We start from the raw sequence: 14219 nt of genomic DNA on the forward strand, positions 1-14219 counted from the left end.
CCTTGTTGTGTCAGCCCGCCGGTCTCAGGACGCGCGCTTCCAGCTCGCGCCAGATCGGCTTGCAGATGGGCGGCAAGTCCTCGGTGTGGCCGACGTCGCGCCCGCCCTCGCCCGGCGCGTGGAAATCGCTGCCGCTGCTGGCGTAAAGCCCGTGGCGGGCGGCGTGCAGCGCGAACTTGTGCATGTCGTCCAGGCTGTGGCTGCCGCAAGCCACCTCGATGCCCTGGCCGCCGGCGGCCTGGAAATCCAGGATCAGCCGCTCGATCAGCGTCTTGCCCATATCGTAGCGGCCGGGATGGGCGATCGCCGCCATGCCGCCGGCGCCGACGATCCAGCCGACGGCGTCCGCCAGGCTGGCCCATTCGTGCGCGACGTAGCCCGGCTTGCCCGGCGTCAGATATTTGCGGAACACGGTGCGCATGTCCTTGACCGCGCCGCTGTCCACCAGATGGCGGGCGAAATGGGTGCGGCTGATCATTTCCGGATTGTCGCACCAGCGCATCGCCCCCTCGAAACAGCCCGGAATGCCGGCCGCCTCGAGCGAAGCGCCCATCTGCCGCGCCCGCTCCAGTCGGCCATCCCGTATCGATTTCAAGCCAACGGCCAGCGCGGGCTCGTCCGGGTCTATGCCCAGGCCGACGATGTGCACCGTGTGCCGGCCCCAGGTCGCCGAGATTTCGACGCCGTTGAGGAAGGGGATGCCGTGCCGCGCGGCGGCGGCGGCGGCCTCAGCCAGGCCGCCGGTGCAATCGTGGTCGGTCAGCGCCAGCAAGGACGGCGCGCGCGCAGCGGCGCGGTCTATCACCTCGGTCGGCGTCAACGCGCCGTCCGAAGTTCTGGAATGGAAATGCAGATCAATATTGGCCATCGTCGCCTCCCGCGGCCCGCCGCTCCGCCTGGCGCTTCTCCCAGGCGGCCAGCCGCGCGCGGTAGACGCGCAGCTCCTGCTGGTGGATATCCAGAATGCACGGTTCGCAGCCGCTGCCGCAGCACATGTCGTCGTCCACCTCGAACGGCGGCTCCGGCATGATGTCGGCGGGGTCTTCCATGTCAGGCCGCCTCGACCGCTATCACAAAGCCATCGCCGCTGACCTGCTGGCCGGCGCGGATCTTGCAGGTCTTGCGCAGCTCGACCTGGCCATCCACCGACACATTGCCCTCGGCGATGAAATGCTTGGCCGCGCCGCCGGAATGGCAGACGTTGCAGGCTTTCAGCAAATCGCACAGCGCAATGTACTCGCCGGAGAGTTGGTAAGTTTCCTTCATGTTTTGCACACTCGTTCTGGACAGGCTTGTGAGCGGCCTGTGGACAAGGCCGCCAAGCCCTTAATCTGTCTGATGTTTTCTTCGCTGCCCGTTTTTTAGGCAGCTTCGCCGGACTATCCACCCCGCCGGCGAACAATATTGTGGAGCCGCTGTGGACAAGCGCGGCAAACCGCTGATTCGCTTATCCATTTCCAGGCTGATTATTTTTTAGGCAGGCAGCAGCGGCAAAAGTGCCGCCATCGCCCGCGCCAGCCGCGCCTCATGCGCGCCGACCAACTCCACCGCCGCGATGCCCTGCCGCGCCAGTTCCTGCCGATGCAGGTCCAGCAGCCAGTCGCGCTGGGCAGGATGGCTGCGCAGCGGGTCAGGCTCCCAGGGAATGTCCGGACAAGCGAGCACGGTCAACGCGTAGTCGCGCGGCCGGTACAGGGCCAGCAGCGCGTCCGACGCCTGCCCATGCGCCACTTCGGCCCAGATCTTGCAAGTCAGCGCCGTAGTGTCGCACAACAGGATGCCGGCGCCGGCTTCCGCCGCCCTCGCCTCCGCCGCCAATTGTCCGGCGGCGATCGCCTCGATATCGGCGAGGCTGGACACATAGGGCCTGTCCGCATAATAGGCCCGGGAATACTCCTCCACCCACGCGGCCTTCATGCCCAAATCCCGCAATCGGCGCGACCAGTCGCGCGCCAGCGTGCTCTTGCCGCTGGATTCCGGACCGACGATCGCCACCCGGATAGGCCCCGCGGCCCTTTGCTGCCCCATCATCCGTCTTTCCCGGCCTTCGCCGGCCATTGTTCAGGCCAAGCCGGACATTATACCCCGACGGACCGTGGTTTCCCGGATTTTCACAAGCGCCGGGGACAGCCCTGTGAGCCGGCTGTGGACAAGAACCGCAAGATGTTGAATGTCTTGGCCTTTCCTGATGCTGATTATTTTTTAATCATTTCAATATTTTTTCCCCACCACCGGTGCAGAGCCGTGTGGACCGGTTGTGGATAGTCGCGGCAAGCCGCTGTATGGGAAGGAAAAACCAGCGCCGCCTGTTTTTTAGGCAGTTTTTGCGGGCCGGCGGCCTGGAGCCATCCCCCGCGCCGGTACACAAAGCTGTGCGCGGCATGTGGACAAGTCACCCAAGCGCCTGATTTTCCATGCCCCGCCCCTTCCTGATTATTTTTTAAGCAAAAATGCCGTCCATTCCCCATGAAAGCAAAGCCGGACCATCACGCCGGTTTCCCACACTCGCGGTGCAAAGCCATGTGGAAGCGTTGTGGACAAGCCGCGCAAGTCCCTGAGCGCAAAGCATGAAAAAAGGCTGCCTGTTTTTTAGGCAGCCTTCGTTTCAACGGGGAAACTCAAACCGTCATTTCGCCGCGCAGCGGGCGGACCAGCTGCTTGCGCAGCTCTTCGCCGGACATTCCCGCAGACAGCAGCGCCTGCAGCTTGGCCAGCGCGGCCTCCGGCGTCAGATCCGCGCCCGGCAGCGCGCCGGCGCGGGCCAGCGGCTGGCTGGCGGCGTACGCGCCCACCTCCACCGCACCGCTGGGCGCCTGGGTCAGCGTCAGCACCGGCGCGCCCCGCGCCGTCATCGCCGCGATGCCCTGCAGCAGAATGGGATCGGCCGGCGCGTTGCCGCTGCCGTAAGCCAGCAGGACGGCGCCGTCCAGCCCGCCGTCGCGCAGCGTCTGCCCCGCCAGCGCGCTGCCATGGCCCGGCGTCAGCATCAGCGCGGCCAGCTTCAGGCTTTCGTCTATCCGCAGCGGCCGCCATTCGCCGTCCGGCTTCAGCCAGCGCTCCTGGCGCCAGTGCGCGTGGATGGCGAACTCGGCCAGCGGCTCGGCATTGGGGCTGTTGAAGCCGGCGAAACGCTCGACATCCATCTTGCGGGCGCGGCTGCCGCGCAGCAGCAAACGGTCGAAGGCGACCGCCACTTCGTTGAGGTCCGGCTGGCAGGCCGCCTCCAGCGCATCGGCCAGATTGCTCCAGCCGTCGGAGCGCGGATGCACCAGCGGCAGCTGGGCGCCGGTCAGCACCACCGGCTTGGCCAGTCCGCGCAGCGCGAACGCCAGCACGCCGGCGGTGTAGGCCATGGTGTCGGTGCCGTGGATGACGACGAAGCCGTCATAGTCTTGATAGCGGGAAACCAGCGCGTCCAGTATCTGGTTCCACTGGCGCGGCGTCAGCGCGGAAGAATCGATCAGCTGTTCGAATTCGACGATGTCGAACTCCAGGCCCGGGCGGGCGAAACGCTGCAGCAGGCGCGGCAGCAGGCCCGGCACCGGGGCCAGGCCTTCGGGGGTGTGGTCCATGCCTATGGTACCACCGGTGTAGAGCACCAGGATTCGGCTCATTGCATACTCCATCGCACTTGGTCTGCGGACGATGGTAGCGCAAGCCTCACCCGGCGTCACACGCCGGCGGGACAGGCGGGATCAGCGCAGCGCGTCGGACACCGCCACGTCGATCGCGCGGCGGGCTTCGTCGATGTGATGGACGATGTCGCGCTGCAGCGAGCGCAGGTAAGGGTCGTCCTCGCGGTGGGTTGCGTCCTGCCGGGCCTTGTCCAACAGCATCTTGGCCTGATGGAAGCGGTCTTCCGGCCGCCAGCGCGCATCCGGCGCGGTGCGGTCGTAGATGTCCTTGCCGTCGTCGATGGCGGCGTCGCGCATCTTGCGCATCGCCTTGTTGATTTCATCGACGGCATGGCGCTCGTCGTCCATCACCCGCGGATAGTCCGGGCGGGCCAACAGATCGCGCGCCTGCCGCAGATCGCTCATCGCGTGCAGGTAGTAGGGGTGCTCCTCGGGATGCCATTGATGCTGCTGCCAGGTCCACGCGTCGCCTTCATGCCAGCCATCGGCCAACGCCGGGGCGCTCAACATCGCATTGCCGGCGGCGGCGAGCGCCACAATGGCCAGAATTCCACGCAGTTTCATGATTGTCTCCTCGTATGATCGAAATCGGTCCGGCGCTCAGCGCAGAGCGTCGTTGATGGCTTGCTGCACCGCGTGGTGCGCGGCGTCGACGTGATGCAGGATGCGGCGCTGCAGATCGCGCACCCAGGGGTCGTCTTCCTGGTGGCCGGCGTCGCGGCGCGCCGCGTCCAGCAGCTCCAGCGCGCGGTGGAAGCGGTCGGTCGGACTCATATGGCCATCGGGCTGCTCATAGCGCCAGGGATCCTTGCCGTCCTCGATGGCGGCATGCTGCATCTCGCCCAGCGCCGCGTCGATCTCGGCCACCGCGCGGCGCTCGTCGTCGGCGATCTGCGGATAGTCCGGCCGCGCCAGATAAGCGCGCGCCTGGCGCAGATCGCTCATCGCATGCAGATAGTAGGGATGTTCGGCGGGCCGCCAGTTGCGCGGCGCCTCCACCTGCACCGTCACCGGCCGGTACACCGTTCTAGGCGGCGCCACCACGCAGGCGCTGAGCCCGCATGCCGCCGCCAGCGGCAGCAACCGGATGATGCCGGCAATCGTCGTTTTCACCATTCGTCTCCTTGAGTCCGGGCCGGATCGGCTCAGCCGTCCGGCCTGCTGTATTCAGTTCCATGCCAAACCGATTACAGCTTGACCGCTGCCGGCAATGAATTCAGCAGGATTCAGGTTTCGGCGTGTAAGCGTTTGTAGCCGTCCAGGCTCAAATGCATAGCCGTTTTTCCCGCCGATGTCCGAATTTCCCCACTTGGTTAACGAAGATGAAGCGCGTTCGAATCTGCATATATACAGTCGGCAAAAAAGTAACAGACAGAACTACTGTTCGTCATTTTTATAGAGTTTAAATTCAAAAATTGACATGAGTTAAACAAATGCAAGTTTCATAATGCTAAAACGAACTTTGCTTGCATTAAGCAAGTTCATTTGCATCAAATTTGAAAAGCATTTCACCGAAAAGCGAACAAACCCTGTATCGCGCTCATGAGCCGGAGCGATGGCGGAACTCCGGTTTCACTGTAAGAAACCGCCAGCTAGCCAAGCAAGGTGCACCATGTCCTTACATCGCAGTCACGATATCCAGGCATTGCAGGGCCAGACCCTGACGATACACATCAACGATCAACCGGTTGTTGCGGCAAGCGGCGAAACCGTGCTGAGCGTGCTCAGCGCCGTCGGCCTGCGCCAGCTCAGCCGCAACGACAACCAGCAGATCGCCGGTTCCTATTGCGGGATGGGCGTGTGCCATTGCTGCCTGGTCAAGATAGACGGCCGCCACAAGCGCCGCGCCTGCCAGACCGTGGTCAGCCCCGGAATGAAAGTGGAAACGGCCCATAACCGCCTGAACACGGAGGGCCTGAGATGAGCGCCAAACCCGTGATCGTCGGCGGCGGCCCGGCCGGCATGTCGGCCGCTATGGAACTGGCCCGCCATGGCGTGGACAGCGTGCTGCTGGATGAAGCTTCCCGCGTCGGGGGCGTGGTCTACCGCGGCCCGCTGCGCCAGGGCGTGGTGCTGGACTATCTGGGCGAACGCTATCGCGAGAACATGCAGGCGCTGCACCGGGAGTTCGAACAATACCGCAGCCGTATCGACATCCGGCTGGACACCCGCATCGTCGGCGGCGGCGACGGCGAGCTGTTCGCCCTGACGCCGGACGAGCAGGTCGAAGCCATTCCCTACTCCCAGCTGCTGCTGGCCGCCGGCTGCCATGAGCGCAGCGTGCCCTTCCCCGGCTGGACCCTGCCCGGCGTGATCATGCTGGGCGGCCTGCAGCTGCAGATCAAGAGCGGCGTGGTCAAGCCGCTGGGCCGCACCGTGCTGGTGGGCACCGGCCCGCTGCTGCCGCTGGTCGCCTGCCAGCTGCACCGCGCCGGCGTGGAAGTGGCCGGCGTCTACGAGGCCAGCGCCTTCGGCCGCCTGGCCAAGGAGGCGATCGCTCTGCTCAACCAGCCGCAGCTGTTCCTGGACGGCCTGAGCATGGTGGCCTACCTGAAGCGCCATGGCGTGCCGCTGCACTATGGCTGGGGCGTGGTGGAGGCCCACGGCGACGCCGAACTGGGCGAAGTGACCGTCGCGCCGTACGACGCCGAATGGCACGCCGACCTGACGCGCAGCCGCCGCCTTCAGGTGCAGACGCTGGCCGTCGGCTATGGCTTCATCCCGCGCACCCAGCTGACCCAGCAGATGGGCCTGGAGCACCGCTACGCCGACGACGGCTACCTGAAGCCGGTCAACGACGACTGGCAGCGCGGCAGCCGCGACAACGTCCACCTGGCCGGCGACATCGGCGGCCTGCGCGGCGGCGACGCCGCCATCGTCACCGGCCGCATCGCCGCGCTGTCCATGCTGCTGCAGCTGGGCAAGCTGGACCAGGCGCAGGCGCTGAGCCGGCGCCAGGCCTGCCTGGACGAGCTGGCCTCCATCCTGCGTTTCCGCAAGGGCATAGACAGCTTCACCCGCCGCGGCCGCGGCCAGCTGGCGCTGCCGGCGCGCGACACCGTGATCTGCCGCTGCGAGCACGCCACCCGCCAGGACATCGACACCGCGCTGGAACAGGGCGTCAACGACCTGATCAGCCTGAAGATGCGCACCCGGGTCAGCATGGGCGACTGCCAGGGCAAGATGTGCGTCGGCTATTGCAGCGACCGCCTGCGCGAGCACACCGGCAAGCGCGACGTGGGCTGGATACGCCCGCGCTTCCCGCTGGACCCGCTGCCGTTCTCGGCGTTCTCCGCAATCGATGCCCAACAGACTGAAGAGATTTGACATGAGCAAGCAATACGACATCGTGATCGCCGGCGGCGGCGTGATCGGCGCCTCCTGCGCCTACCAGCTGTCCAAGAACCGCGATCTGAAGATCGCGCTGATCGACAGCAAGCGCCCCGGCAACGCGTCGCGCGCGTCGGCCGGCGGCCTGTGGGCGATCGGCGAGTCGGTGGGCCTGGGCTGCGGCGTGATCTTCTTCCGCATGACTTCAGCCAAACGCAAGCGCGACGCAGCCGGCGCGGCGGTGGCCGTGGACGCCACCACGCCGCACATCCTGCCGCAGAGCTTCTTCGACTTCGCACTGGCTTCCAACGCGCTGTACCCGACGCTGCACCAGGAGCTGATGGAAAACCACGGCATGGACTTCAAGTTCGAGCGCACCGGGCTCAAATACATCATTTACGATGAGGAAGACCAGCTGTACGCCGAGCATATCGCCGCCCAGATTCCGCATCTGGCCAGCGAAGTGCGCTGGCTGGACCGCGCCCAGCTGCGCGCGGACGAACCCTATGTCAGCGACCAGGCGCAAGGCGCGCTGGAATTCCTCTGCGACCACCAGGTCAGCCCCTTCCGCCTGACCGACGCCTACACCGAAGCGGCGCGCCAGAACGGCGTCGACGTGTTCTTCAACGTCAACGTCACCGGCGTCGCGCGCCAGGGCAGCCGCGTCACCGGCGTGAGCACCGCCGAGGCCGGCGACTTCTCTTGCCACACGCTGATCAACGCCGGCGGCTCCTGGGCGGCCGAGCTGTCGCGCTGGGCCACCGGCCGCACCATCCCGGTCAAGCCGGTCAAGGGCCAGATCGTGCTGTCCGAGAAGATGCCCAAGCTCTTGCGCGGCTGCATCACCACCAGCGACTGCTACATCGCGCAGAAGGACAACGGCGAAATCCTGATCGGCAGCACCACCGAGGACAAAGGCTACGACACCACCATCACCTATCCGGAAATCAACGGCCTGGTGCAGGGCGCGATCCGCTGCGTGCCGGAGCTCGCCAACGTCAACATCAAGCGCTGCTGGGCCGGCCTGCGTCCCGGCACGCCGGACGAGCTGCCCATCCTGGGGCCGGAAGACGGCGTCGAAGGCTATCTGAACGCCTGCGGCCACTTCCGCACCGGCATCCTCACCTCGGCCATCACCGGGGTGATGCTGAACGGGCTGGTGCGCGGCGAGCCGCTGCCGCTGGACGTCACGCCCTTCCTGGCCGGCCGTTTCCCCAACCGCACCGAAAAACAGATGGATTTCGCGCTGCACGCCTGATCAAGTTCCTCTCACTGAGCCGCCACGGCCTGATGGCCTGGCGGTTTTTTTTCGCCCGCGCCGGCGGACATCGACGGGTGAAACCGTTTTGTCATATTAATGACGTCGTTTTGTCATCAATCCCTCATACCATCGCATCAGTTTTTCGATAGATAGGCCACCGGCCGCAGAAGGGGAGCAATGATGAAGCACAAACTGGGTTACATCGCCGTCGCCGGCGCCTTGGGTCTGATCGCCAACGCGGCCATCGCCGACAATCTCGCCGCGCTGGTCCAGGCCGCCAAGAAGGAAGGCGAACTGAACACCATCGCCCTGCCTCACGACTGGTGTGGCTACGGCAATGTGATCGCCGGCTTCAAAGCCAAGTACGGCATCAAGGTCAATGAACTGAATCCAGACGCCGGCTCTGCCGACGAGCTGGAAGCCATCAAGGCCAACAAGAACAACAAGGGCCCGCAGGCGCCGGACGTGATCGACGTCGGCCTGTCCTTCGGCCCGCAAGCCAAGGCCGCCGGCCTGCTGCAGCCGTACAAGGTATCCACCTGGAAGAGCATTCCGGACAACGTCAAGGACAAGGATGGCTACTGGTACGGCGACTACTACGGCGTGCTGACCTTCCAGGTCAACCGCGACCTGATCAGCAAGGCCCCGGCCGACTGGTCCGACCTCCTGAAGCCGGAATACAAGAACGCCGTGGCGCTGGCCGGCGACCCGCGCGCCGCCAACCAGGCCATCCAGGGCGTGTTCGCCGCCGGCCTGGCGCAAGCCAAGGGCGACGTGGGCAAATCCGCCGACGCCGGCCTGAAATTCTTCTCCCAGCTGAACAAGAACGGCAACTTCGTGCCGGTGATCGGCAAGGCCGCCTCGCTGGCTCAGGGCACCACCCCCATCATCGTGCGCTGGGACTACAACGCGCTGGCCGACCGCGACACCCTGAAGGGCAACCCGAAAGTGGACGTGATCGTGCCGAAGAGCGGCGTAGTAGCCGGCGTCTACGCCCAAGCCATCAGCGCCTACGCGCCGCACCCGAACGCCGCCAAGCTGTGGATGGAATACCTGTTCTCCGACGAAGGCCAGGTAGCCTGGCTGAAGGGCTACTGCCACCCGATCCGCTTCAACGACCTGACCGCCCGGAAGAAGATCCCGTCCGAGCTGATCAGCAAGCTGCCGGACGCCGCCGCCTACAAGAAAGCGGTGTTCCCGACCATCGAGCAACAGGAAGCCTACAAGGCCGGCATCACCAAGCAGTGGGACAGCGTGGTCGGCAGCAACGTGAAGTAAAACGATCTCCCAGTTTCACCTCGGGGCCGCCGCTGGCGGCCCTTTTATCTGACGAGAAACATTGATGTCCGCATCCTCAGAATCCATGCCGACGCCCTCCTCCCGCACAGCCAATCCGCCCAGCGCCGCCCGCGCCTCGCTGCTGTCGTGGCTGGGCGTTGCGCCCTTCCTGATCTTCGCGCTGCTGTTCCTGATCCTGCCGACCGGCATGCTGATGGTGGGCGCCTTTCAGGACGCGCAGGGCCATTTCACGCTGAACAACATCGTCCGCCTGTTCGACGACAACATCCTCGGCGCCTACAAGATCAGCCTCCAGATCAGCGCCGCCTCGGCCATTCTGGGCACCTTGCTGGGCCTGCTGCTGGCACTGGCGGCGATACGCGGCGGCCTGCCCGCCTGGATCCGCCCGACGCTGACCACCTTCTCCGGCGTCGCGTCCAATTTCGCCGGCATCCCGCTGGCTTTCGCCTTCCTGTCCACCTTGGGCCGGATGGGCCTGGTGACCATGCTGCTGCGCAAATACCTGGACTTCGACCTGTACGCCGGCGGCTTCTCCATCCTCAGCTTCGCCGGCCTGACGCTGACCTATCTGTACTTCCAGGTGCCGCTGATGGTGCTGATCATCGCCCCCGCCGTGGAAGGGCTGAAGGACGAATGGCGCGAGGCCTGCGAGAGCCTGGGCGGCTCCGGCTTCGCCTACTGGCGGCACATCGCGCTGCCGGTGCTGTGGCCCAGCATGGTCGGCGCCGCGCTGCTGCTGTTCGCCAACGCCTTCGGCGCGGTGGCCACCGCCTACGCGCTGACCGGCAGCTCGCTAAACATCGTCACCATCCTGTTGTACGCGCAAATCCACGGCGACGTGCTGCACGACCAGAACCTGGGCTACGCGCTGGCGCTGGGCATGGTCCTGATCACCGGCAGCGCCAACGCCGGCTACATCTGGCTGCGCAAACGCAGCCAGAGGGAGGCCGCATGAAACCCACCGCCACCTCGCGCCTAGGCGCCTGGCTCGCCATCCTGCTCGGCAGCGGCTATTTCCTGCTGCCCCTGATCGCCACCTTCGAATTCAGCCTGAAGATGAAACGCGAAGGCTACAGCTTCGAAGCCTATAAAGTCGTGCTGACCGATCCTGGCTTTCAGGCGAGCTTCGGCTACTCAGCGCTGCTGGCCTTGCTGACCATTTTGGCCGGCATCCTGCTGGTGGTGCCCACCGCCTTCTGGATCCAGCTGAAGCTGCCGCGGCTGCGTCCGTTGATCGAATTCATCACCCTGCTGCCGCTGGTGATTCCCGCCATCGTGCTGGTGTTCGGCTACCTGCGCCTCTACGGCAGCGGCGGCTGGCTGCCGTTCACCGGCAGCGAGCGCGGCACCGACGTGCTGCTGGTGTTCGGCTACGTGACGCTGGCCCTGCCCTATCTGTACCGCTCGGTGGACACCGGCCTGTCGGCGATAGACGTGCGCTCGCTGACCGAGGCGGCGCAAAGCCTGGGCAGCGGCTGGTTCGACATCCTCAGGCTGGTGATCTTCCCCAATCTGAAAACCGCCATCCTGTCCGGCGCCTTCCTGACCTTCGCCATCGTCATCGGCGAGTTCACGCTGGCCAGCCTGCTGGCCCGCCCGGCCTTCGGCCCCTATCTGCAGCTGATCGGCGCCAACCGCGCCTACGAGCCGGCCGCGCTCGCCATCATCGCCTTCCTGGTCACCTGGGCGGCGATGGGGCTGATGCAGGTGTTCAGCCGCAACCGCGCCGCCTTCGGCGCAGACGAACATTGAATTGGAAACGGAAAGCATCATGGCATTTCTGCAAATCGACCATCTGAACAAGCGCTTCGGCCAGCAGGCCGTGGTCCACGATTTCAACATGCAGGTGGAGGCCGGCGAGTTCGTCACCTTCCTCGGCCCGTCCGGCTGCGGCAAGACCACGGTGCTGCGCATGATCGCCGGCTTCGAGACGCCCAGCGGCGGCGCCATCCGCCTGGCCGGCGACGACATCACCCACCAGTCGCCGCAGAAGCGCGGCATCGGCATGGTGTTCCAGAGCTACGCGCTGTTTCCCAATATGAACGTGGCCGACAACATCGCCTTCGGCCTGAAGATGCAGAAGCGCTCCGCCGACGAAATCCGCCGCAAGGTGGGCGAAGTGATCGCGCTGGTGGAGCTGAACGGCCGCGAGCGCCACCTGCCGCACCAGTTGTCCGGCGGCCAGCGCCAGCGCGTGGCCCTGGCCCGCGCGCTGGTGGTGGAGCCGCGCGTGCTGCTGCTGGACGAGCCGCTGTCGGCGCTGGACGCCCGCATCCGCAAGAACCTGCGCGAGCAGATCCGCGACATCCAGCGCCGCCTGGGATTGACCACCGTCTTCGTCACCCACGACCAGGAAGAGGCGCTGACGATGTCGGACCGCATCTTCGTGATGAACCAGGGCAAGGTGGAGCAGGAAGGCGCGGCGGAGACCATCTACACCCAGCCAGCCACCGAGTTCGTCGCCCGCTTCATGGGCAACTACAATCTGCTGACCGCCGAGCAGAGCCACGCGCTGCTGGGCCTGGAAATCCGCGGCCACCTGGCGGTGCGGCCGGAATCGATCGAGCTGCTGGGCAACGACGATGACGCCGACGATCAAGCCCTGCCGGCGGTGATCCGCCAGCACCAACTGCTGGGCAACATCATCCGCTACCAGGTGGACGCCGGCGGCGCGACGCTGCAGGTGGACCGGCTCAACCGCCACGCGGCCGACCTGCTGCCGGCCGGCGCGCCGGTGCGGCTGCGCTTCGACCGCGACAATCTGCGCGAGGTGCGCTGAGCGTCAATCCGCGGGCTCGGTCCCCTGCTGGAAGTAATGCATCTGCTGGCGCAGGCTGTCGGCGCGCATCGCCACTTCCTGCGCCGCCGCCGACAGTTCCTCGCTGGCGGCGGCATTGTCCTGCGACAACTGGTTCAGCCGCCGCATCGCCTGGTTGATATTGCCCACCCGCTGCGCCTGCGCCGTCGCCTCGCTGGAAATCCCCTTCACCAGATCCAGGGTCTGGCGGCTGGACTCGACGATGTCGCTCAGCTGCTGGCCGGCGCTCTCCGCCAGCTCCACGCTGTCTATCGCCACCCGGCCGATCTCCTTGGCCGCGGTCTGGCTGCGCATCGCCAGCTTGCGCACCTCGTCCGCCACCACCGCGAAGCCCCGGCCATGCTCGCCGGCCCTCGCCGCCTCTATCGCCGCGTTCAGCGCCAGAAGGTTGGTCTGGTAGGCGATGTCGTCGATGATGTCGGTGCGTTTGGCGATCTGGCGCATCGCCGCTATCGTCTGCTGCACCACCCGGTTGCCCTCGGCCGCCTGCGCGCTGGCGGTGTCCGCCATGCCGCCGGCGTGATTGGCGTCGCCGGCCATGCTGAACATGCTGCAGGCGATGTCGTCAATCGCGCTGCTGCTTTCTTCCGCGTCGGACGAGGTTCGCGCCGCGCCCTGCGACAGGCCCTGCGACGCGGAATTCAGCTCGGTGGACGCGTTGGCCACCGCGTCGGCGTCCTCCTTCACCTGCAGGATCACGCCGGACAGCCGCTCGCCCATCTGGCGGATGTGGGCGGCCAGGCTGTGGTCGTCGCCGCGCCGCAGCGGCAGGAAGAAGTCCAGCCGGCCGGCGGACAGCTCGCGCATGCCCCGCGCCACCTCGTCCGGCTCCGCTCCCAGGGTGCGGATGATGTTGCGGCCCACCAGCACGGCCAGGCCGATCGGCAACAGCAGCAGCAACAGGCCCAGCAGCACCAGATAGCCGTACACCCGCGCGCTGCTCGCCTGCGCGTCCAGCTGTCCGCGGATCTGCTGCAACAGCTGGCCCTGCAACTGGTACAGCTCCGCCACCCGCAGGCCGGCGACGCGGAACCATTCATCCGGCGTCTCGCTCTGCATCGCGCCGGCGCCGCGCGCCAACACCGCGTCGCGGGCCGACTCGAACTGCCGGCTGCGGTCCATCGCCGCCCGCAGCGCTGCCTCGTCGCCGCCGTATTGCCGATATTGCGACCGGCACAGCTCTTCCTGCGACTCCACGCCGCTGACCAGCCGGAAATTGGTGATGCTGAAGCTGCCCACGGTCAGCACGCCGGTCACCAGCCCGCGGGTGCGGCTGGTGAATTCCTTCTGGCAATTCACCGCCGACCACTGCAACAGCAGGGCTTGCACCTCGGGCGTCTGGGCATTGAACAGGGTGATGATGCCGGACAGCTGCTCGATCATGTCCGAATAGCGGTTGAACTCCGGCGCGGGCGAGATGTGGCGGGCGTCGATGTCGCGGCGCAGCTGGTCCAGATCATTCTGCGTCGGCACGCTGTGGCCCAGATAGGCTCGCAGGCCGTCGGACAGCTCGTCCTGCGGCTGGGCTCGCAGCTTCTGCAACACGATATCGGCCGCCGCGCGCGCCCGGACCAGCTCGGCAGGCAGCGCCTGATGGCGGTTGAGATAACCATAGCCCAGCCCGCGCTCGACCTGCAGCTGCTGAATCAGCTCTCCCACCATCTCGATATTCGCGCTCAGCACCTGATCGCGATCCAGCACCTGCAGCAACTGTCGCTGATGCCAGGCGTAGCCTATCGCCACGCAGGACAGGGCCAGCACCAGCGGCGCGATCAGCAGCACCAGTTTGTGGGCAACCGTGAAGCGAACCCGCATATCCGTCATCCACCCCGAGCCGGAACACTTCCCACTATAGGAGAGGCTGGCCGCTAAGCGT

General features: G+C 66.0%; 15 protein-coding genes. 7 read left to right on the forward strand and 8 right to left on the reverse strand.

Annotated features, from left to right (window positions below; all coding sequences use genetic code 11):
* Positions 1-10: 10 nt before the first annotated feature.
* From ACX17K_RS07095 to ACX17K_RS07125, 7 genes are all read right to left on the reverse strand, one after another.
* Positions 11-868, reverse strand: a complete 858-nt coding sequence (locus tag ACX17K_RS07095) for a 3',5'-nucleoside bisphosphate phosphatase (protein ID WP_493774272.1) — start codon at positions 866-868, stop codon at positions 11-13.
* Positions 855-1049: an oxidoreductase-like domain-containing protein gene (locus ACX17K_RS07100; RefSeq protein ID WP_493774273.1), complete on the reverse strand. Its 195-nt coding sequence runs from the start codon at positions 1047-1049 to the stop codon at positions 855-857. Before ACX17K_RS07100 ends, ACX17K_RS07095 begins: the two co-directional genes overlap by 14 nt.
* A gap of 1 nt (position 1050) precedes the next feature.
* Positions 1051-1266: an RNA-binding S4 domain-containing protein gene (locus tag ACX17K_RS07105; RefSeq protein WP_115618681.1), complete on the reverse strand. Its 216-nt coding sequence runs from the start codon at positions 1264-1266 to the stop codon at positions 1051-1053.
* Between the two features lie 207 nt (positions 1267-1473).
* The gene (locus ACX17K_RS07110) at positions 1474-2031 is read right to left on the reverse strand and encodes an AAA family ATPase (RefSeq protein WP_493774274.1); all 558 of its coding nucleotides are present in this window, start codon (positions 2029-2031) and stop codon (positions 1474-1476) included.
* A 587-nt stretch (positions 2032-2618) separates the two neighbouring features.
* Positions 2619-3614 (reverse strand): asparaginase, encoded by a 996-nt coding sequence (locus ACX17K_RS07115; protein WP_493774275.1) that lies wholly within the window; start codon positions 3612-3614, stop codon positions 2619-2621.
* A gap of 81 nt (positions 3615-3695) precedes the next feature.
* A complete protein-coding gene (locus ACX17K_RS07120; protein WP_493774276.1) occupies positions 3696-4199 on the reverse strand; it encodes a hypothetical protein in 504 nt (167 codons plus the stop codon).
* A gap of 36 nt (positions 4200-4235) precedes the next feature.
* Positions 4236-4748, reverse strand: a complete 513-nt coding sequence (locus tag ACX17K_RS07125; protein WP_493774277.1) for a hypothetical protein — start codon at positions 4746-4748, stop codon at positions 4236-4238.
* 499 nt (positions 4749-5247) lie between these two features.
* Between ACX17K_RS07125 and ACX17K_RS07130 the strand changes: the two genes are divergently transcribed.
* The 7 genes from ACX17K_RS07130 (at position 5248) to ACX17K_RS07160 (ending at position 12304) form a co-directional block, all read left to right on the forward strand.
* Positions 5248-5559 carry a (2Fe-2S)-binding protein gene (locus tag ACX17K_RS07130; protein WP_031296427.1) on the forward strand — a complete coding sequence of 104 codons (312 nt, stop codon included), beginning with the start codon at positions 5248-5250 and terminating at the stop codon, positions 5557-5559.
* Entirely contained in the window at positions 5556-6962 is a 1407-nt protein-coding gene (locus ACX17K_RS07135) for an FAD/NAD(P)-dependent oxidoreductase (protein ID WP_493774278.1), read from the forward strand. Before ACX17K_RS07130 ends, ACX17K_RS07135 begins: the two co-directional genes overlap by 4 nt.
* Position 6963: 1 nt before the next feature.
* Positions 6964-8223: a cyanide-forming glycine dehydrogenase subunit HcnC gene (hcnC, locus tag ACX17K_RS07140; protein WP_231151394.1), complete on the forward strand. Its 1260-nt coding sequence runs from the start codon at positions 6964-6966 to the stop codon at positions 8221-8223.
* A gap of 180 nt (positions 8224-8403) precedes the next feature.
* Positions 8404-9504: an ABC transporter substrate-binding protein gene (locus ACX17K_RS07145; protein ID WP_021477296.1), complete on the forward strand. Its 1101-nt coding sequence runs from the start codon at positions 8404-8406 to the stop codon at positions 9502-9504.
* A 64-nt stretch (positions 9505-9568) separates the two neighbouring features.
* Entirely contained in the window at positions 9569-10480 is a 912-nt protein-coding gene (locus ACX17K_RS07150; protein WP_493774279.1) for an ABC transporter permease, read from the forward strand.
* Positions 10477-11277: an ABC transporter permease gene (locus ACX17K_RS07155; RefSeq protein ID WP_168227015.1), complete on the forward strand. Its 801-nt coding sequence runs from the start codon at positions 10477-10479 to the stop codon at positions 11275-11277. The genes ACX17K_RS07150 and ACX17K_RS07155 overlap by 4 nt, the downstream gene beginning before the upstream one ends.
* A 19-nt stretch (positions 11278-11296) precedes the next feature.
* Complete coding sequence (locus tag ACX17K_RS07160) at positions 11297-12304, forward strand: ABC transporter ATP-binding protein (RefSeq protein WP_231161878.1); 1008 nt, start codon at positions 11297-11299, stop codon at positions 12302-12304.
* A gap of 3 nt (positions 12305-12307) precedes the next feature.
* Here ACX17K_RS07160 and ACX17K_RS07165 read toward each other — a convergent pair whose 3' ends face one another.
* Positions 12308-14158, reverse strand: a complete 1851-nt coding sequence (locus ACX17K_RS07165) for a methyl-accepting chemotaxis protein (protein ID WP_493774280.1) — start codon at positions 14156-14158, stop codon at positions 12308-12310.
* Positions 14159-14219 lie beyond the last annotated feature (61 nt).

The sequence above is a fragment of the Chromobacterium sp. INPA-IVC genome (assembly GCF_059047085.1).